Here is a 13,444-nt window from a genome sequence, read left to right on the forward strand (position 1 = left end):
ACAAAACAACGGCTCAGGAATTTGAGCCGTTGTTTGATTCATTCATTTCAAGCTGCATGATCAAGCGGAATAAAAAGCGGTACACGGCTGAGATGACTTCAATAAAGGGCATATCTTCATGGATGTCCTCAAGCTCAAGAAGCTGTAAATTCACATCAAACAAGCCGTCTTGCCCATTAAATTGAAGCTGCGCACCATTTAATGAAGCCAGCATGTCCTTTAGAATGCCTGTGTCTTTTTTAGGACGTTTGAAGCCGAATAACACGGTATACGTTTGAAATACTTCGTCCCATTCAATGGCTAATCCATCGACTCTCACCACATCAAACCACTTTGATTCGATATAAATGAATTCTTTTTGATGTTGTTTTACATATGTAAGCGGTGTGTTTAGAAATGAGGCGCCCTCTGATTGAATCATGTCCTCGGATTCTTTGTCTACACGCTCTATATATACATCGCTAAAGCGTGCCTCTTCCTTTATTCTTGCACCCTCTAAAGGCCAATTGTAGCGCGCCGCTTCGTCATATTCAAAGTCTGTCAGCGCTTGTCCTTCTTTCAATAAATCTTGTAAGCGATTTTGTAGCGACATGGCTATGTCTCCTTTCTTCTCCTTCACGTGCGTGTATTATTTTAGCATAACTCATGAAAAGAAAGATATGACTCAGCATATGATGGTATGATAGTGTCAAAAGATACATCTCGGAGGGGTACGTTTTGCTCACAATGACATTGGCAGAAAAAATCGTAGACGAGGTCAAAAAGGTGCTGACTGAGGAAATCATCATTACACAAACAAACGGCACCATCATAGCGGCAACAGATCCAGCGCGCATTGGTCAATTTCATGAAGGGGCATATTTGACATCCTTTGAAGGACAAAAACGAATCCTTACAAAGGATGATGAGCAACGAATGAAAGGGGTCAAAGCTGGCATCAATCTGCCTATTTATTTTAAGCAAGAGGTCATTGGTGTGATTGGGATGACAGGAGATCCCGTCCATGTCTCTCCATTTGGCGAAATATTAAGAAAAATGACCGAATTGCTTATTCAAGAACATGAATTTTTTCTAGAAACGGAAACCGATGAACGGCAGCTTGAAGCGTTTGTGTTCGACTGGCTTCATCTGCCAGAGACAGCCATCGATCTCACTGAAAAAGCAGCGCGGCTTCAGCTTGATATCAATAAGCAGCGTGCGGTCGTCCTCATTGATTGTCACGATGAATCGTTTATGAAGCAGGATCAATACAAAAAAGTGAAGGAAATGCTGCATCTCACCAATCAGGAAATGATCGTCCGCTGGGGACATGCCCGCTTTTTGCTCATGCTACAAACCTCGGCAAATGACCGTGATACTTTGCGGCAGCGTCTTTTTCACATCCATGCTGCGCTCACCGCACATCCTAAGTCAAAGGTTTTGATAGGTGCGGGAAAACCTGCAGCTGGACAGATGATGAAGCAATCATTTCATCAAGCCTTTCGTGCTTTAAAAATGGCGAATGCAGATACACCGATTGTGTTTGATGAGGATTTAACACTTGAACTTTTTATAGAAGAAGTGAGTCAGGAAACAAAAGAAGTGTTCCTTGATCGAACGATTGTCCCGCTTCTCCCCTACCCTGAACTAGTGAAAACATTGCGTGTACTCATGACGTCAGATTGCTCATTGAAATATACTGCGGAAGCGATGCACGTACATATCAATACACTGCATTACAGGCTAAAACGTATCCAAGATTTAACGACACTTGATCCGAAACGCATGCAGGATGCGATGCTCTTTTATTTAGCCTTGATGCTATTAGATCATCATCCAAATAAACGAGGCGAGAAGCCCGATATTTTGTAGAATCGTCCATAGGCATGAGGCGATTCTTTTTTTATACTGAAAGAAACGGTATGTCTAATCAGTAGGAGTGAATATACATGTTGAATTCTGAATTTTCAAGTCAATTAAAAGAGATTGTCGGGGCGTCTTATGTACAGGGCAGCAAGGCAGACCGGCTTGCTTATTCTTATGATGCAACGCCTAATTTTCAGCATATGCCAGATGTCATCGTAAGCCCGCACGCGGCTGAGGAGATCCAGCAAATTGTTCGGCTCTGCGCCTCATATAAGGTGCCGATTGTGCCAAGAGGATCCGGTACGAACCTTTGTGCAGGCACCTGTCCTACACAAGGCGGACTTGTGATGTTGTTTACAAGAATGAACCAATTCATCGAAATTGACGAAGAAAACCTGACTGCAACGGTCCAGCCTGGTTTGATCACACAGGAACTCATTCACCAAGTAGAGGCAAGAGGCCTTTTCTATCCACCAGACCCAAGCTCGATGAAAATTTCGACGTTAGGCGGCAATATTAATGAAAATTCAGGTGGGCTCCGGGGGTTAAAATATGGTGTGACGAGAGATTATGTACTTGGACTTGAAGTGGTTCTGCCAAACGGTGACATCATCAAAACGGGCGGCAAGCTCGCAAAGGACGTGGCCGGGTATGATATGACCCGTTTATTTGTTGGATCAGAAGGAACGCTCGGAATTGTCACTGAAGCCACGCTGAAGCTTTTGCCGCTTCCAGAAACTAAACAAACGATGCTTTGTTTATATGAAAGCCTTGAGGAAGCAGCTGCATCAGTTTCGGCGATTATTGCAGAGCGTATCATCCCCGCCACGTTAGAATTTATGGATCAGCCGACACTAGAAGTCGTCGAAGACTTTGCCAAAATCGGCCTGCCGACTGACGTTCAAGCGGTGCTATTAATCGAACAGGACGGCAATCCTGAGGCTGTTTCCCGTGATATGCAAAGCATTGCAAAGGTTTGTCAGCAGCACGGTGCAAAAGAAGTGAATATCGCACACTCTGAAGAAGAAGCAAGTGCCCTTTTAACAGCGAGGCGAGCCGCTTTATCTGCCCTCGCCCGTTTAAGCCCTACGACCATTTTAGAAGATGCCACAGTGCCCCGTTCTGAAATTGCGAACATGGTGCGCGCGATCGAAGACATTGCGAGAGAGTACGACGTGAAAATCTGTACATTTGGTCATGCAGGTGACGGAAATCTGCATCCTACTTGTGCAACTGATGCAAGAAATGAAGAAGAAATGAAGCGGGTTGAAGAAGCATTTCAGGCCATTTTTGAAAAAGCAGTCTCCCTTGGTGGCACCATTACGGGTGAGCATGGTGTGGGTCTAATGAAAGCCCCCTATTTGGAGCTAAAGGTCAAAAAAGAAGGAATCGCTGCAATGAAAGCGATCAAACAAGCGCTAGATCCAGCAAATATCATGAATCCTGATAAGGTGTTTGGAAAAGCGGCAAGGAAGCGAGTGGTGGTCTCATGAATTCCTCTAAACAAACAAAGATTCAGCAAACATTTCAACAGCAAATGGACGAAAAGGAGCTGCTCAATTGCATGCGCTGCGGCTTCTGCCTCCCTTCCTGCCCTACTTATATTGAATCCGGTCAACAAGAAACGCACTCACCCCGCGGCCGAATTGCTTTAATGAAGGCGGTAAGAGACGGCGTGATTGAGCCTGATGAAGACGTCGAACATTCATTGAACCTTTGTCTTGGCTGCCGTGCATGTGAACCGGTTTGCCCCTCAGGCGTCAAATATGGACGTTTACTTGAGGATGCAAGAGACATCATTCAGCAGCACAAAAAACAATCTCTTCCTGTCAAATTTGTGAGACGTGTTGTGTTTAAAGGACTCTTTCCTTCCCAAAGCCGAATGCGTCAAGCGGCTGGACTACTGCGATTTTATCAAACCTCTGGTCTGCAAACGGCCGCCCGCAAGTCAGGCATGCTAAAGGTACTTCCGCCGCATTTACAGCTGATGGAAGAGGCCCTTCCAAAGGTGCCGCGTCAACAAAAAAACCGTGCGTTAGAATACAAGGCCATTGGCACAGCAAGAAAGCGTGTCGCCTTTTTTACTGGCTGTTTAATGGACACCGTTTTTTCCAGCACAAACGAAGCAACCATCCAGCTTTTGCAGCTGGCCGGCTGTGACGTTGTCGTCCCTCCTGTTCAGACGTGCTGCGGTGCACTTCATGGTCATAGTGGAGAAAAAGAGCAAGCGAAAGAGCTAGCAAGGCGGAATATTGAAGCATTTGAGGAGGTTGAGGCAGATGCCATTGTCATGAATGCGGGCGGATGTGGTGCCTTTTTAAGTGATTATGATCATTTACTAAAGGATGATCCGTCTTTTCAAAAGCGAGGTGAAGCCTTCTCACAGAAAATCACGGATATATCAGACATTCTCGTGGAGCTGGAATTTCACGGCCGTACGCCGCTTGCTTTGCCAGAGCAAGTCATCACCTATCAAGATTCCTGTCATTTGCGGAACGGAATGGGTGTACAGCAAGCGCCAAGGGTGCTCATGAAGGCAATTCAAGGGGTATCATTTAAAGAAATGAAGGATGCCGACCGCTGCTGCGGATCCGCCGGAATTTATAATATCTTGCAGCCACAAATGTCGATGCAAATTTTAGATCATAAAATGACAGAAGCTAGTCAAACAGCTGCGACTGCTATTGTCACGTCCAATCCAGGCTGCCAGCTGCAAATGGCAGCAGGTATCAAACGTTCAGGACAATCGAACAGCATGCGTGCTGTTCATCTCGTAGATTTTTTATTAGAAGCGGTTCAATATGGAAAAGAAGCGTCCAGCACATCAAGCTGAACGCTTTTTTTCATGCATATCTTCCGGCAATTGGTTGGATAATAGAGGCAAATTGCGGAAGGAGATGGTTCAAGTGCTGAAGAAAAACAAACAACATCAAAAGGACCCAAATTCAGTATTTGAGGCATTGTCACGTTCCTCTGATTTTACAAACGAGTTGTCACGAAGTGAAGGGTTTCTTTATCGAATTTCTTTTTTTCGTTCTTTAATTAATGGGCATCTACTCCATGAACAAATTTTGCCCTGCATGAAAGAATTACATCTCACCCCTACTCTTGAGGAGCTGAAAGAACGAATTCCCATTGAACAGTCCGTCATCACGACCGATCTTCAGGAAGTGGAAAAAGCGCTTCATTTAGGTAACTTGGCCATTCGGCTCGAAACGGATTGGGGCAAAGCGCTTCTGATCCCGATTGAAGAAAAGAAAGGCAGACAAGTAGGTCCGCCCGAGATAGAATTTGGCATTATTAGTGCACAGGAAGCATTTGTGGAGGTTTTGGATACCAATTTAAATTTGGTCAGACGGCGGCTGCCGACACCGAACCTAAAAGTGTCAGAAAAGACGGTTGGCACGCTTTCGCAAACAAAAGTAGCGGTGTTATATATTGAAGAGATTGCTAATCCGACAAACATTGAAACCGTTCTCCAGCGTATTGAAGACATTGATTTTGATCAAATTTTAGATGCAAATTACCTTGCACAGATGCTTTATGATGTGTCCAATACGATCTTTCCGTTGTTTTTAAATACAGAAAGACCCGACCGCGTCTCTTCAGGTTTATCAGAAGGGAAAATTGCCATATTAGTGGATGGCTCGCCTCATGTCTTGCTTGCCCCGACGATTTTACTTGAGTATTTTTCCACTATGGAAGACTACAATATGTCGTGGATTGCGGCTTCTTGCTTTAGGCTGTTACGCATATTTGCTGTGATATTTTCCATTTTTGCGACACCTTTATATGTAGCCGTTTTAACGTTTCATTATGAGCTAATTCCAAAAGACTTATTAGAAACCATTGTGGCCTCCCGCTATCTGGTTCCATTTCCTCCAATCATTGAGGCGCTATTTTTAGAGATTTCGATTGAATTACTAAGAGAAGCGGGTTCGAGGCTTCCGGCTAAAGTCGGTCAGACGCTCGGGATTGTTGGAGGGATTGTCATTGGACAGGCTGCTGTGGCAGCAGGATTAACAAGTAATATTTTACTCATTATTGTTGCCCTTTCTGCTCTTGCCTCATTTGTCACCCCTATTTACAAAATGGGCAGTGCCATTCGGCTGCTGAGATTTCCCTTTCTACTTGCGGCACAGGTGTGGGGTGCATTAGGTATTGCAGTAATGGGATCATTCCTTCTCACCCATTTAATGAAATTAACGTCTATTGGACGTCCGTATCTAGAGCCTATTTTTCCGCTGCGCCTGACAGATCTAAAGGGCAGTTTGATTCGCCCTCAGCTTCGTTTTTTGAATAAAAGACCGGAAAATTTACGCCCGCAAAATGAAACCATCCATCGGCAAAAGCCTAAGCAAGGCCGTAAGGGGAAAAATGATTTTTATGAATAAGGAAGTGAAAGCATGAGTTCTTCTTCTGTAAAAGAGAAATTTCAAGTTTCCCCTTTTTTTGTGTTTTTTCTCGTTAATGCTAATCAAGTTGGTGTTGGCATTTTAAACTTTCAAACAAACCTTGTTCGTTCTATGAATAATGATGGATGGATCGCCATTCTGATTTCTGGCTTCAGTGTCAATGTCATGATCTTTCTTATGTACATGATGTTTAAAAAGGCCCCTTCGGATGAATTTGGTGATATCACGCAATATGTATTTGGCAAGTGGGTTGGGCAATTATTCAACATTCTCTATATCTTATATTTTGCTTCTTTGTCGTTGACCGTTCTCGTCCATTATATGGATGTGATCCATGTATGGCTGTTTAAAGAAATTCCTGGTCTATTGTTTGCGTCTGTACTTCTGCTGCTCGTGTATTACATTCATACCGGCGGGTTTAGAACGATTGCTGGATGGGCATTTTTTAGTATTGTACTGACGTATTGGATGACGTTTATTTGTTTTTATGCCATGAAATATAGTCACATTCGTTTCATGTTCCCGATGTTTGATCATACATTTTCGCAGCTGTTGATGGGAGTCAAAGATGCTTCATTATCCATGTTTGGTTTTGGCACACTGCTTGTCTATTATCCCTTTATTAAACATGCGCAGACGTCTCAAAAATTTGCTCACATGGGGTCATTATTTACGACATGCTTAAATTTACTCGTCTTTCTCGTCTCCATTGCGTATTACTCAAGTGCTCAGCTTAAATTAACAAAATGGCCGACGTTAACGTTAACAAGCATTGTGAAGCTCCCGTTTATCCAGCGCTTTGAATTTATCGAAGTGTCTCTTTGGCTGCTTTTAATCATTCCGAATATCGCGATTCCACTGTGGGCCGCGAGCCGAATGGCAAAACAAGTGCTTCATACAAGCCAGCGCGTCACGTTCATCGCGCTCAGCATCCTCATTCTGGTCATGTTTTCATTTTTTACGGGGGCGACTTCTTTTGAAACCTTTAACCAATGGGTGGAATATAGCGGATACTTTCTTGTATATGGCTTGATTGTCTGTATGGTTATTGGACTGATGTTGAAAAAAAGGTGGGTGAAAAAACGAGCATGAAACGTTATATACTCACGGGTCTCATGTTGTTTAGTCTCTTCTTAACTAGCTGTGCACAGCCTCGCCTTTTAGATGAATTAAATATCTCTCAGGCGGCAGGATTTGATTTAATCGAAGATGGAGAAATGAAGGGCTTCTTTGTCTTCCCTGTCTTTAAAAGTGAGGAGCAAGGAAGTTATCAAATATTAAGCGCAAGGTCAAATACCATTAGTAATATTCAGTTTCTCGTATCAGAAAAATCACCTTTTCCAGTCGTCATGGGTCAGGTGCTCGTTATTTTAGTCAGTGAAAAATTAGCAAAGGAAGTCGGCATGATCGATTTAATGAATTACATTTATCGTGATCCTATCATTGGTTCACGCCAAGTGTTTGCGATTGTAGGCGGAGAAGTTGAAGATTTATTATATACAAAAATGAATCAAACGAACTTAAATATAGGTGTGTATCTCTCTGATCTGTTGTCCCAAAATATGCGAAATGGCAATCAACCTGTCACTAATCAGCATATTTTCATGAATCAGATGCTGGCAAAAGGAGTCGATGCTTACCTGCCTTACATCAAGAAAACTAGCAACGCCATTAAAGTCACAGGAGTTGCTCTGTTTGATCAGGAAAAAATGGTCGGTCATATCCCTGGAGAAGACACGTTTACATTTAAAGCGATGATTGAAAATCATAAAAATGGTATCTACGAGTTTCAATTGGCTGATCAAGGAAAGACCCATGTCGTCATTGAAAATATCAAATCACATGTGTCCTACCAGATCAAACCAACGAATAACCTAACAAAAAAGCCTCATATCACGATTGATATCAAGCTGAAGGGCGAATTAAAAGAATTCATGAAATCCAAGAAAATTGATAAACCGAATATATTGGACCATGTCGAAAAAGAAGTTGAAAAACGTGTCGCCCAGCAAGGACAAGACCTTGTTCAGTCCTTTAAAAAGCAACATATTGATCCGCTTGGGCTAGGCTTAAGGTATCGATCAAAAGACAAAGCTATGACACCAGAAAAATGGAAGGAAATCTATCCTGATGCGGATGTACAAGTTAAATGCCATATGAAAATTGTGCAAACTGGTGTCAGTCAATAAAGGAATTGGAAATTATTTGAAAATATCTTCTTTGTTGTTCAATATGGTAGACACGTTCGTTTTGACTCTTGGAACGCAGTCTTTTTGAAGATAGTCATTTAACGTGTTCTCTACTTCACTTTTATCTGTGTGAAGGATCTTAGGTGAACATTGTTCCACAAGGACCGGTCTATTCCCTTTAGCACAGTGTGTCATTGTTTCAAGGGCAATTAAACTGAAAGGTCTTCCTTTGTCTAGCCATGTTTTCATTCTATCCCAGGTTGGACAGCTTAAAGCTGCCAGCCTTCCCCAATGAACGTGAAAATGAGTGCAAGTGACCTCCATCCAATTTAATACTTTGTTAGAGTGGAAACGGTACAGACAGATAAAAGCAGCTGTCGGTAATTCTTTTTCACTGATCGATTTCAATTTCTCTATCACATGTTGTAAACCTTCATCTTCGGGCAAACTGCTGGCCGCTGCCCAAGAAAGTGGATAAAGAAATTCTTCGTCAGCCTGATTCACCAGTTCCCTTACCCACCCAACGGCAGATGTACCTAAAACATCAGCCACGATTTCTAACATGCGTGATTTCACTTCGATATGCTGAGTTTCCTCAAACCGGCTTTGAACAGAGTCTAAGGTCCTTTGCTGATCATGCTGTTTCAGCGCATCAATGACATCATCCTCAAGAAACCACCTAGTAATTGAGAAGTCTATTAAAGACGCCAAATCTTGCCGCACGTCTTGTAATGTGGGGGCTTTATCTTCTTTGGTGACGATGACACCATCCAAAGCCTGTCCATCCTCTCCATAAAAGTCATCATGCAGTAAAAATTGTTTAGGAGAATGGAGAACGGCTAAGTTATACCATTCAATCGGTCGTAAAGAATTGTTGAGTAGTCTCTTGTGACACGGCTGACATAATTGATAAGGTTGTTTCGGTTCATCAGTATCTTCTACCACATTCATTGCGTTTTTTTGACAGGCTTCACATAAGACGACTTTTTCCACTCCATTCACTTCCTTTGAATCTAATCTTCATCCTTTACATCTGGATCTTCAGGAATCGGTTCATTTAAAATCTCTTGGACGAGCTCTTTGTATTGTTCAAGCTGCTTCATATGCGTTTGAAACTGTCCTTGATAAATGAGATATGATTCTCCGTCAAATACAAAACGGATCTTTTTTTGCTGAATTAATTTCTCAATATACGCCTCTGATACTTCTAAGTATTCAGCTGTTTCTTCGATTGTTAAATACATGTTTATGCACCACCCGTTCGTTTCATCTAACAAATTATATCATGATCTGTTGAAAAAAACGGAAGCCGCCTGTTCATATTTTCTTTCCTGATATCATGATAACAAGTGTTCAGCAAGTAGATCGTCTAGGTGCGAGCAAATATGGTATGATAAAGTTTGCTAGATGGGCGTTTTTCGGTTTGACCTTCAGAGAGGTAAGCGGAAAGCAGACTCATGAGAGAAACAAAACAAGCATAGGCTTTTATATGGATGCTTGAAGAAAATTCGTATTTAAAGGCAGAGTGAAATGAATGGGAACCTTGTTTAATGAAATTTTAACTTGGCTGACAAGCCTTGGTTATGTAGGTGTAGCACTAGGTCTGATGATTGAAATCATTCCGAGCGAAATTGTTCTTGCTTATGGCGGATATATGGTGTCAACAGGAACAATCGGTTTTGTTGGAGCTGTTATCGCCGGCGTCATCGGAGGTACGCTCGCACAGTGTTTTATATACTGGATCGGTCTTTATGGCGGAAGACCTTTTTTAACAAAGTACGGAAAATACTTATTCATCCATGAACATCATATCGCCACTGCAGAGCGCTGGTTTGATCGATATGGAACCGGTGTGGTGTTTACAGCGCGCTTTATTCCTGTTGTCCGCCATGCCATCTCCATTCCAGCCGGTATTGCCAAAATGCCTTTTTTAAAATTTGTCCTCTTGACAGGACTAGCTGCCATCCCTTGGTCTATCTTGTTTATTTATCTTGGCATGCAGCTCGGGACAAAATGGGATCACATTCAAAGTGTTGCTCACGCTTATACAACCCCAATTATGGCCATTGCGATCGGCCTGATCGTTCTCTATTTCGTCTTTAAAAAAATTCGTACGAACCGAAAAAGGACAATCTAATGAAAAACGCCTTCCACTGATCTAGTGAAAGGCGTTTTTTCTATGAGTGTAAGGATTGTTTTTTCATATATTGGGATAATTCCATAATCATTGCACCCATTCTCTCAAGTGACGGGGCGAGAATCCGGTCAATTCCCTCTTCTTTTAAAGCTTCAGCTGTGACTTTTCCAACAGCTACTGCCAGTACTTGCTGCTCGAATAGCGCTTGGAGTTCTTCTTTTCTTCCCCATTTTGCCGCTAGTGTGAAAAAGGCGTGCACCTGAACAGCGGTTGTAAAACAGACGGCTTGGACTTTTCCATCTTTCATTTCTTGAAGCAATGTTTCTGCGGCTTCTGGTTCAGGTGGTGTGTGCTGATAAGGTAAAAGCGGCAATACATCTGCCCCTTTGTCATGTAAAAACTTCATGAGAGCCGGAGCGTTTTCTCCGTGCAGCTGCACCATGACACGTTTGCCTTGAAACTCTTTGCCTTCAAGCTTTGAGATTAGGTCACGCACCGTTCCATCTTCATCAGATACGTCTGGCTGAATTCCGCGTTTTTTGAGTGCAGCATAGGTTTTGTATCCTCTTGAAGCAATCTGTGCATTTGATAGAATGTGCATAAATTCTTCCCCTAAATGAAGCTCTTCTGCACTCTCAATTAATGTATCAGTCCCGACACCCGTTGTTAAAATCACCCAATCGGCGCCTTTTTTCACAAAGGTTTCAATGCCTGGCTTTAACTCCTCTTTGGCTAAAAATACGGTTCCTTGAAGAGAACGAATAACGGCTTGTCCCCCTTGCTTTTCGACAAGTGTACGCATTTCTTCTGTTTTTCTCGTTCCACAAATGGCAATCGTTTTTCCAGCTAAGCCTTTACTCAATTTTATCCCTCTTTTTCTATCACATTTGATATGTATTAAATATAGATTTATTTGGAAGACGTTGCAAGTGTCTACTAAAAAAGAGCTTGACGTTTCGATCTAATTCGAGTATCTTTTGTAAGTGCAAATTGTAGGAGGTCATTATGGAAAAACAGAATGTTCAAGCTTATCGATTATCAATTGCAGACCCAACACCACTTGGTTTGTTTGGTTTAGCAATGGTGACGCTCGTTGCGTCCTCACAAAAACTAGGAATTACAGATGGCACTTCCCTTATTTTACCTTGGGCTATCTTCCTTGGAGGCATCGCGCAGCTGATCGCGTCCATACAAGATTCAAAGCATCAAAATATTTTTGGAGCCACTGCCTTTGGCGCATTCGGTCTTTTTTGGATGGGCGTTGGTACGACTTGGCTCATTCAAGCGGGCGTTTTTGGGAAAACGCTTGCGGAAGCAGCAGATCCAAAACAACTAGGTTTTGCGTTTATCGGATATTTAATTTTCAGCTTGTTTATGACGATTGGTGCAATGGAAACACATAAAGTATTATTTTTGATTTTCGTCTTTATTGATTTCTTATTCCTTGGTCTTTCCCTAAGCTCATTTGGTGTGATATACGATGTGACTCATACCATTGCCGGTATTGCAGAATTGATCATTTCCCTGCTTTCTTTTTATGGTTCAGCAGCAGTTGTTCTCAATACTCATTTTGGCCGTACTGTACTGCCAATTGGACAACCATTTCGTATTTTTACAAAAGCATAAGTAAAAAAAGAACTGCTTTGTGCAGTTCTTTTTTATGTTTATTTTTCTTGTGCCTCTTGGAAGATCTCGCTGATGATTTCATATGAACGCATTCTTTCTTGATGGTCAAACATATCCGAATTAATCATCACTTCGTCTGCTTGAGTAGCTTCAACAAAGGCTTCCAATTCTTTTTTCACCTTTTCTTTATCCCCGATCATTGTCGAACTTAATTGTTCATCCACCATCGCTTTTTCATATGGACTCCAAAGGCCGTCCATACTGTCGACAGGCGCTTTGAGTTTTCCTGGAGTATTTCGAATGAGACTCAAAAACCGCTGATAATGAGAGGTTGCCAAATATTCAGCCCGCTCTGTTTGATCTGCAGCAAAAGCTGTCACCCCCACCATGGCATAAGGCTCTTTCAACACATCAGAAGGTCTAAATGACTGTCTATACAACTCTAAAGCAGGAATTGTATTTTTAGGTGAAAAATGTGCCGCAAAGGCAAATGGCAATCCAAGCTCTCCTGCAAGTCTTGCGCTAAAACCGCTTGAACCAAGCAGCCAAATCGGAATGTTTAGACCCTCTCCCGGAACGGCTCTTACATGTTTTTTGACCTGTCCAGTTGGTTTAAAATATTGCCGAAGTTCTTCTAGCTGCTCAGGGAAATCTTCTCCATTATGAAGATTACGTCTAAGCGCCCTTGCCGTTAACTGATCTGTCCCTGGTGCTCTGCCAAGACCTAAATCAATTCTCCCCGGATATAATGTCTCAAGTGTGCCGAATTGTTCAGCAATGACAAGTGAAGAGTGGTTTGGCAGCATAATTCCACCAGATCCTACTCGAATTTTTTCGGTTCCGCCAGCAATATACCCAATTAAAACGGACGTTGCTGAACTTGCAACACCTTCCATATTATGGTGTTCTGCCAGCCAGTATCTATGATAACCCCACTTCTCCGCCTTTTTTGCTAAATCCATACTATGTTCAAAAGATTCCTTAATGGAGCCTCCTTCTGTCACAGAGGATAAATTTAAAACGGAATAAGCTGTACGCTGTAAAACTGATTGACTCATAAATGATGTCCCCATTTCTGTCAAAAATCATACTAGTTTCATACTTTCAACACCATAACATAAAATCATCAAACATTTAAATGATTTGATTCGATGATTTTCGAAATGATGATTTTCTAGGTTTTACTTCCAATTTAAAAATTTGCACATAGAATGAAATATCAATTTTAGGAG

At 42.2% G+C, this 13,444-nt stretch carries 13 protein-coding genes; 8 read left to right on the forward strand and 5 right to left on the reverse strand.

Features of this window, described 5'->3' with window-relative positions; all coding sequences use genetic code 11:
• Positions 1–13: 13 nt before the first annotated feature.
• Positions 14–592: a branched-chain amino acid aminotransferase gene (locus NSQ36_RS09190; RefSeq protein ID WP_106035446.1), complete on the reverse strand. Its 579-nt coding sequence runs from the start codon at positions 590–592 to the stop codon at positions 14–16.
• 125 nt (positions 593–717) lie between these two features.
• Here NSQ36_RS09190 and NSQ36_RS09195 point away from each other — a divergent pair, with 125 nt between their 5' ends.
• The 6 genes from NSQ36_RS09195 to NSQ36_RS09220 all read left to right on the forward strand — a co-directional run bounded on the left by NSQ36_RS09195 (position 718) and on the right by NSQ36_RS09220 (position 8,449).
• Positions 718–1,851 (forward strand): sugar diacid recognition domain-containing protein, encoded by a 1,134-nt coding sequence (locus NSQ36_RS09195; RefSeq protein ID WP_339207285.1) that lies wholly within the window; start codon positions 718–720, stop codon positions 1,849–1,851.
• A gap of 77 nt (positions 1,852–1,928) precedes the next feature.
• The gene (gene glcD / locus NSQ36_RS09200; RefSeq protein ID WP_339207287.1) at positions 1,929–3,338 is read left to right on the forward strand and encodes a glycolate oxidase subunit GlcD; all 1,410 of its coding nucleotides are present in this window, start codon (positions 1,929–1,931) and stop codon (positions 3,336–3,338) included.
• Entirely contained in the window at positions 3,335–4,678 is a 1,344-nt protein-coding gene (locus NSQ36_RS09205; protein WP_339207289.1) for a (Fe-S)-binding protein, read from the forward strand. Before glcD ends, NSQ36_RS09205 begins: the two co-directional genes overlap by 4 nt.
• A gap of 73 nt (positions 4,679–4,751) precedes the next feature.
• The gene (locus tag NSQ36_RS09210) at positions 4,752–6,239 is read left to right on the forward strand and encodes a spore germination protein (RefSeq protein WP_095117940.1); all 1,488 of its coding nucleotides are present in this window, start codon (positions 4,752–4,754) and stop codon (positions 6,237–6,239) included.
• A 12-nt stretch (positions 6,240–6,251) separates the two neighbouring features.
• Positions 6,252–7,352, forward strand: a complete 1,101-nt coding sequence (locus tag NSQ36_RS09215) for a GerAB/ArcD/ProY family transporter (RefSeq protein WP_339207292.1) — start codon at positions 6,252–6,254, stop codon at positions 7,350–7,352.
• Complete coding sequence (locus tag NSQ36_RS09220) at positions 7,349–8,449, forward strand: Ger(x)C family spore germination protein (RefSeq protein ID WP_253622523.1); 1,101 nt, start codon at positions 7,349–7,351, stop codon at positions 8,447–8,449. Before NSQ36_RS09215 ends, NSQ36_RS09220 begins: the two co-directional genes overlap by 4 nt.
• A 12-nt stretch (positions 8,450–8,461) precedes the next feature.
• On the opposite strand, the gene NSQ36_RS09225 is transcribed toward NSQ36_RS09220, so the two are convergent.
• Positions 8,462–9,442, reverse strand: coding sequence for a hypothetical protein (locus NSQ36_RS09225; protein ID WP_339207295.1), 981 nt, complete (start codon positions 9,440–9,442; stop codon positions 8,462–8,464).
• Positions 9,443–9,462: 20 nt separating this feature from the next.
• The gene (locus NSQ36_RS09230; RefSeq protein ID WP_050944821.1) at positions 9,463–9,693 is read right to left on the reverse strand and encodes an excisionase family DNA-binding protein; all 231 of its coding nucleotides are present in this window, start codon (positions 9,691–9,693) and stop codon (positions 9,463–9,465) included.
• A 290-nt stretch (positions 9,694–9,983) separates the two neighbouring features.
• On the opposite strand from NSQ36_RS09230, the gene NSQ36_RS09235 reads away from it, so the two are divergent.
• Entirely contained in the window at positions 9,984–10,586 is a 603-nt protein-coding gene (locus NSQ36_RS09235) for a DedA family protein (RefSeq protein WP_003211157.1), read from the forward strand.
• Between the two features lie 40 nt (positions 10,587–10,626).
• On the opposite strand, the gene NSQ36_RS09240 is transcribed toward NSQ36_RS09235, so the two are convergent.
• Positions 10,627–11,448 (reverse strand): uroporphyrinogen-III synthase, encoded by an 822-nt coding sequence (locus NSQ36_RS09240; RefSeq protein ID WP_335350055.1) that lies wholly within the window; start codon positions 11,446–11,448, stop codon positions 10,627–10,629.
• Between the two features lie 143 nt (positions 11,449–11,591).
• Between NSQ36_RS09240 and NSQ36_RS09245 the strand changes: the two genes are divergently transcribed.
• Complete coding sequence (locus tag NSQ36_RS09245) at positions 11,592–12,212, forward strand: acetate uptake transporter (protein ID WP_339207299.1); 621 nt, start codon at positions 11,592–11,594, stop codon at positions 12,210–12,212.
• A 38-nt stretch (positions 12,213–12,250) separates the two neighbouring features.
• Here NSQ36_RS09245 and NSQ36_RS09250 read toward each other — a convergent pair whose 3' ends face one another.
• Positions 12,251–13,270, reverse strand: a complete 1,020-nt coding sequence (locus NSQ36_RS09250; protein WP_106028836.1) for an LLM class flavin-dependent oxidoreductase — start codon at positions 13,268–13,270, stop codon at positions 12,251–12,253.
• Positions 13,271–13,444 lie beyond the last annotated feature (174 nt).

Origin of the sequence: Bacillus sp. FSL W8-1143, from assembly GCF_037965155.1 — a bacterium.
GTDB lineage: Bacteria > Bacillota > Bacilli > Bacillales > Bacillaceae > Bacillus > Bacillus pumilus.

What these genes read in the sequence shown, in the direction of transcription:
- NSQ36_RS09190 (WP_106035446.1), bottom strand. Translation starts at nt 592, where the DNA reads ATGTCGCTACAAAATCGCTTACAAGATTTATTGAAAGAAGGACAAGCG.
- glcD (WP_339207287.1), top strand. Translation starts at nt 1,929, where the DNA reads ATGTTGAATTCTGAATTTTCAAGTCAATTAAAAGAGATTGTCGGGGCG.
- NSQ36_RS09205 (WP_339207289.1), top strand. Translation starts at nt 3,335, where the DNA reads ATGAATTCCTCTAAACAAACAAAGATTCAGCAAACATTTCAACAGCAA.
- NSQ36_RS09215 (WP_339207292.1), top strand. Translation starts at nt 6,252, where the DNA reads ATGAGTTCTTCTTCTGTAAAAGAGAAATTTCAAGTTTCCCCTTTTTTT.
- NSQ36_RS09220 (WP_253622523.1), top strand. Translation starts at nt 7,349, where the DNA reads ATGAAACGTTATATACTCACGGGTCTCATGTTGTTTAGTCTCTTCTTA.
- NSQ36_RS09230 (WP_050944821.1), bottom strand. Translation starts at nt 9,693, where the DNA reads ATGTATTTAACAATCGAAGAAACAGCTGAATACTTAGAAGTATCAGAG.
- NSQ36_RS09235 (WP_003211157.1), top strand. Translation starts at nt 9,984, where the DNA reads ATGGGAACCTTGTTTAATGAAATTTTAACTTGGCTGACAAGCCTTGGT.
- NSQ36_RS09245 (WP_339207299.1), top strand. Translation starts at nt 11,592, where the DNA reads ATGGAAAAACAGAATGTTCAAGCTTATCGATTATCAATTGCAGACCCA.
- NSQ36_RS09250 (WP_106028836.1), bottom strand. Translation starts at nt 13,270, where the DNA reads ATGAGTCAATCAGTTTTACAGCGTACAGCTTATTCCGTTTTAAATTTA.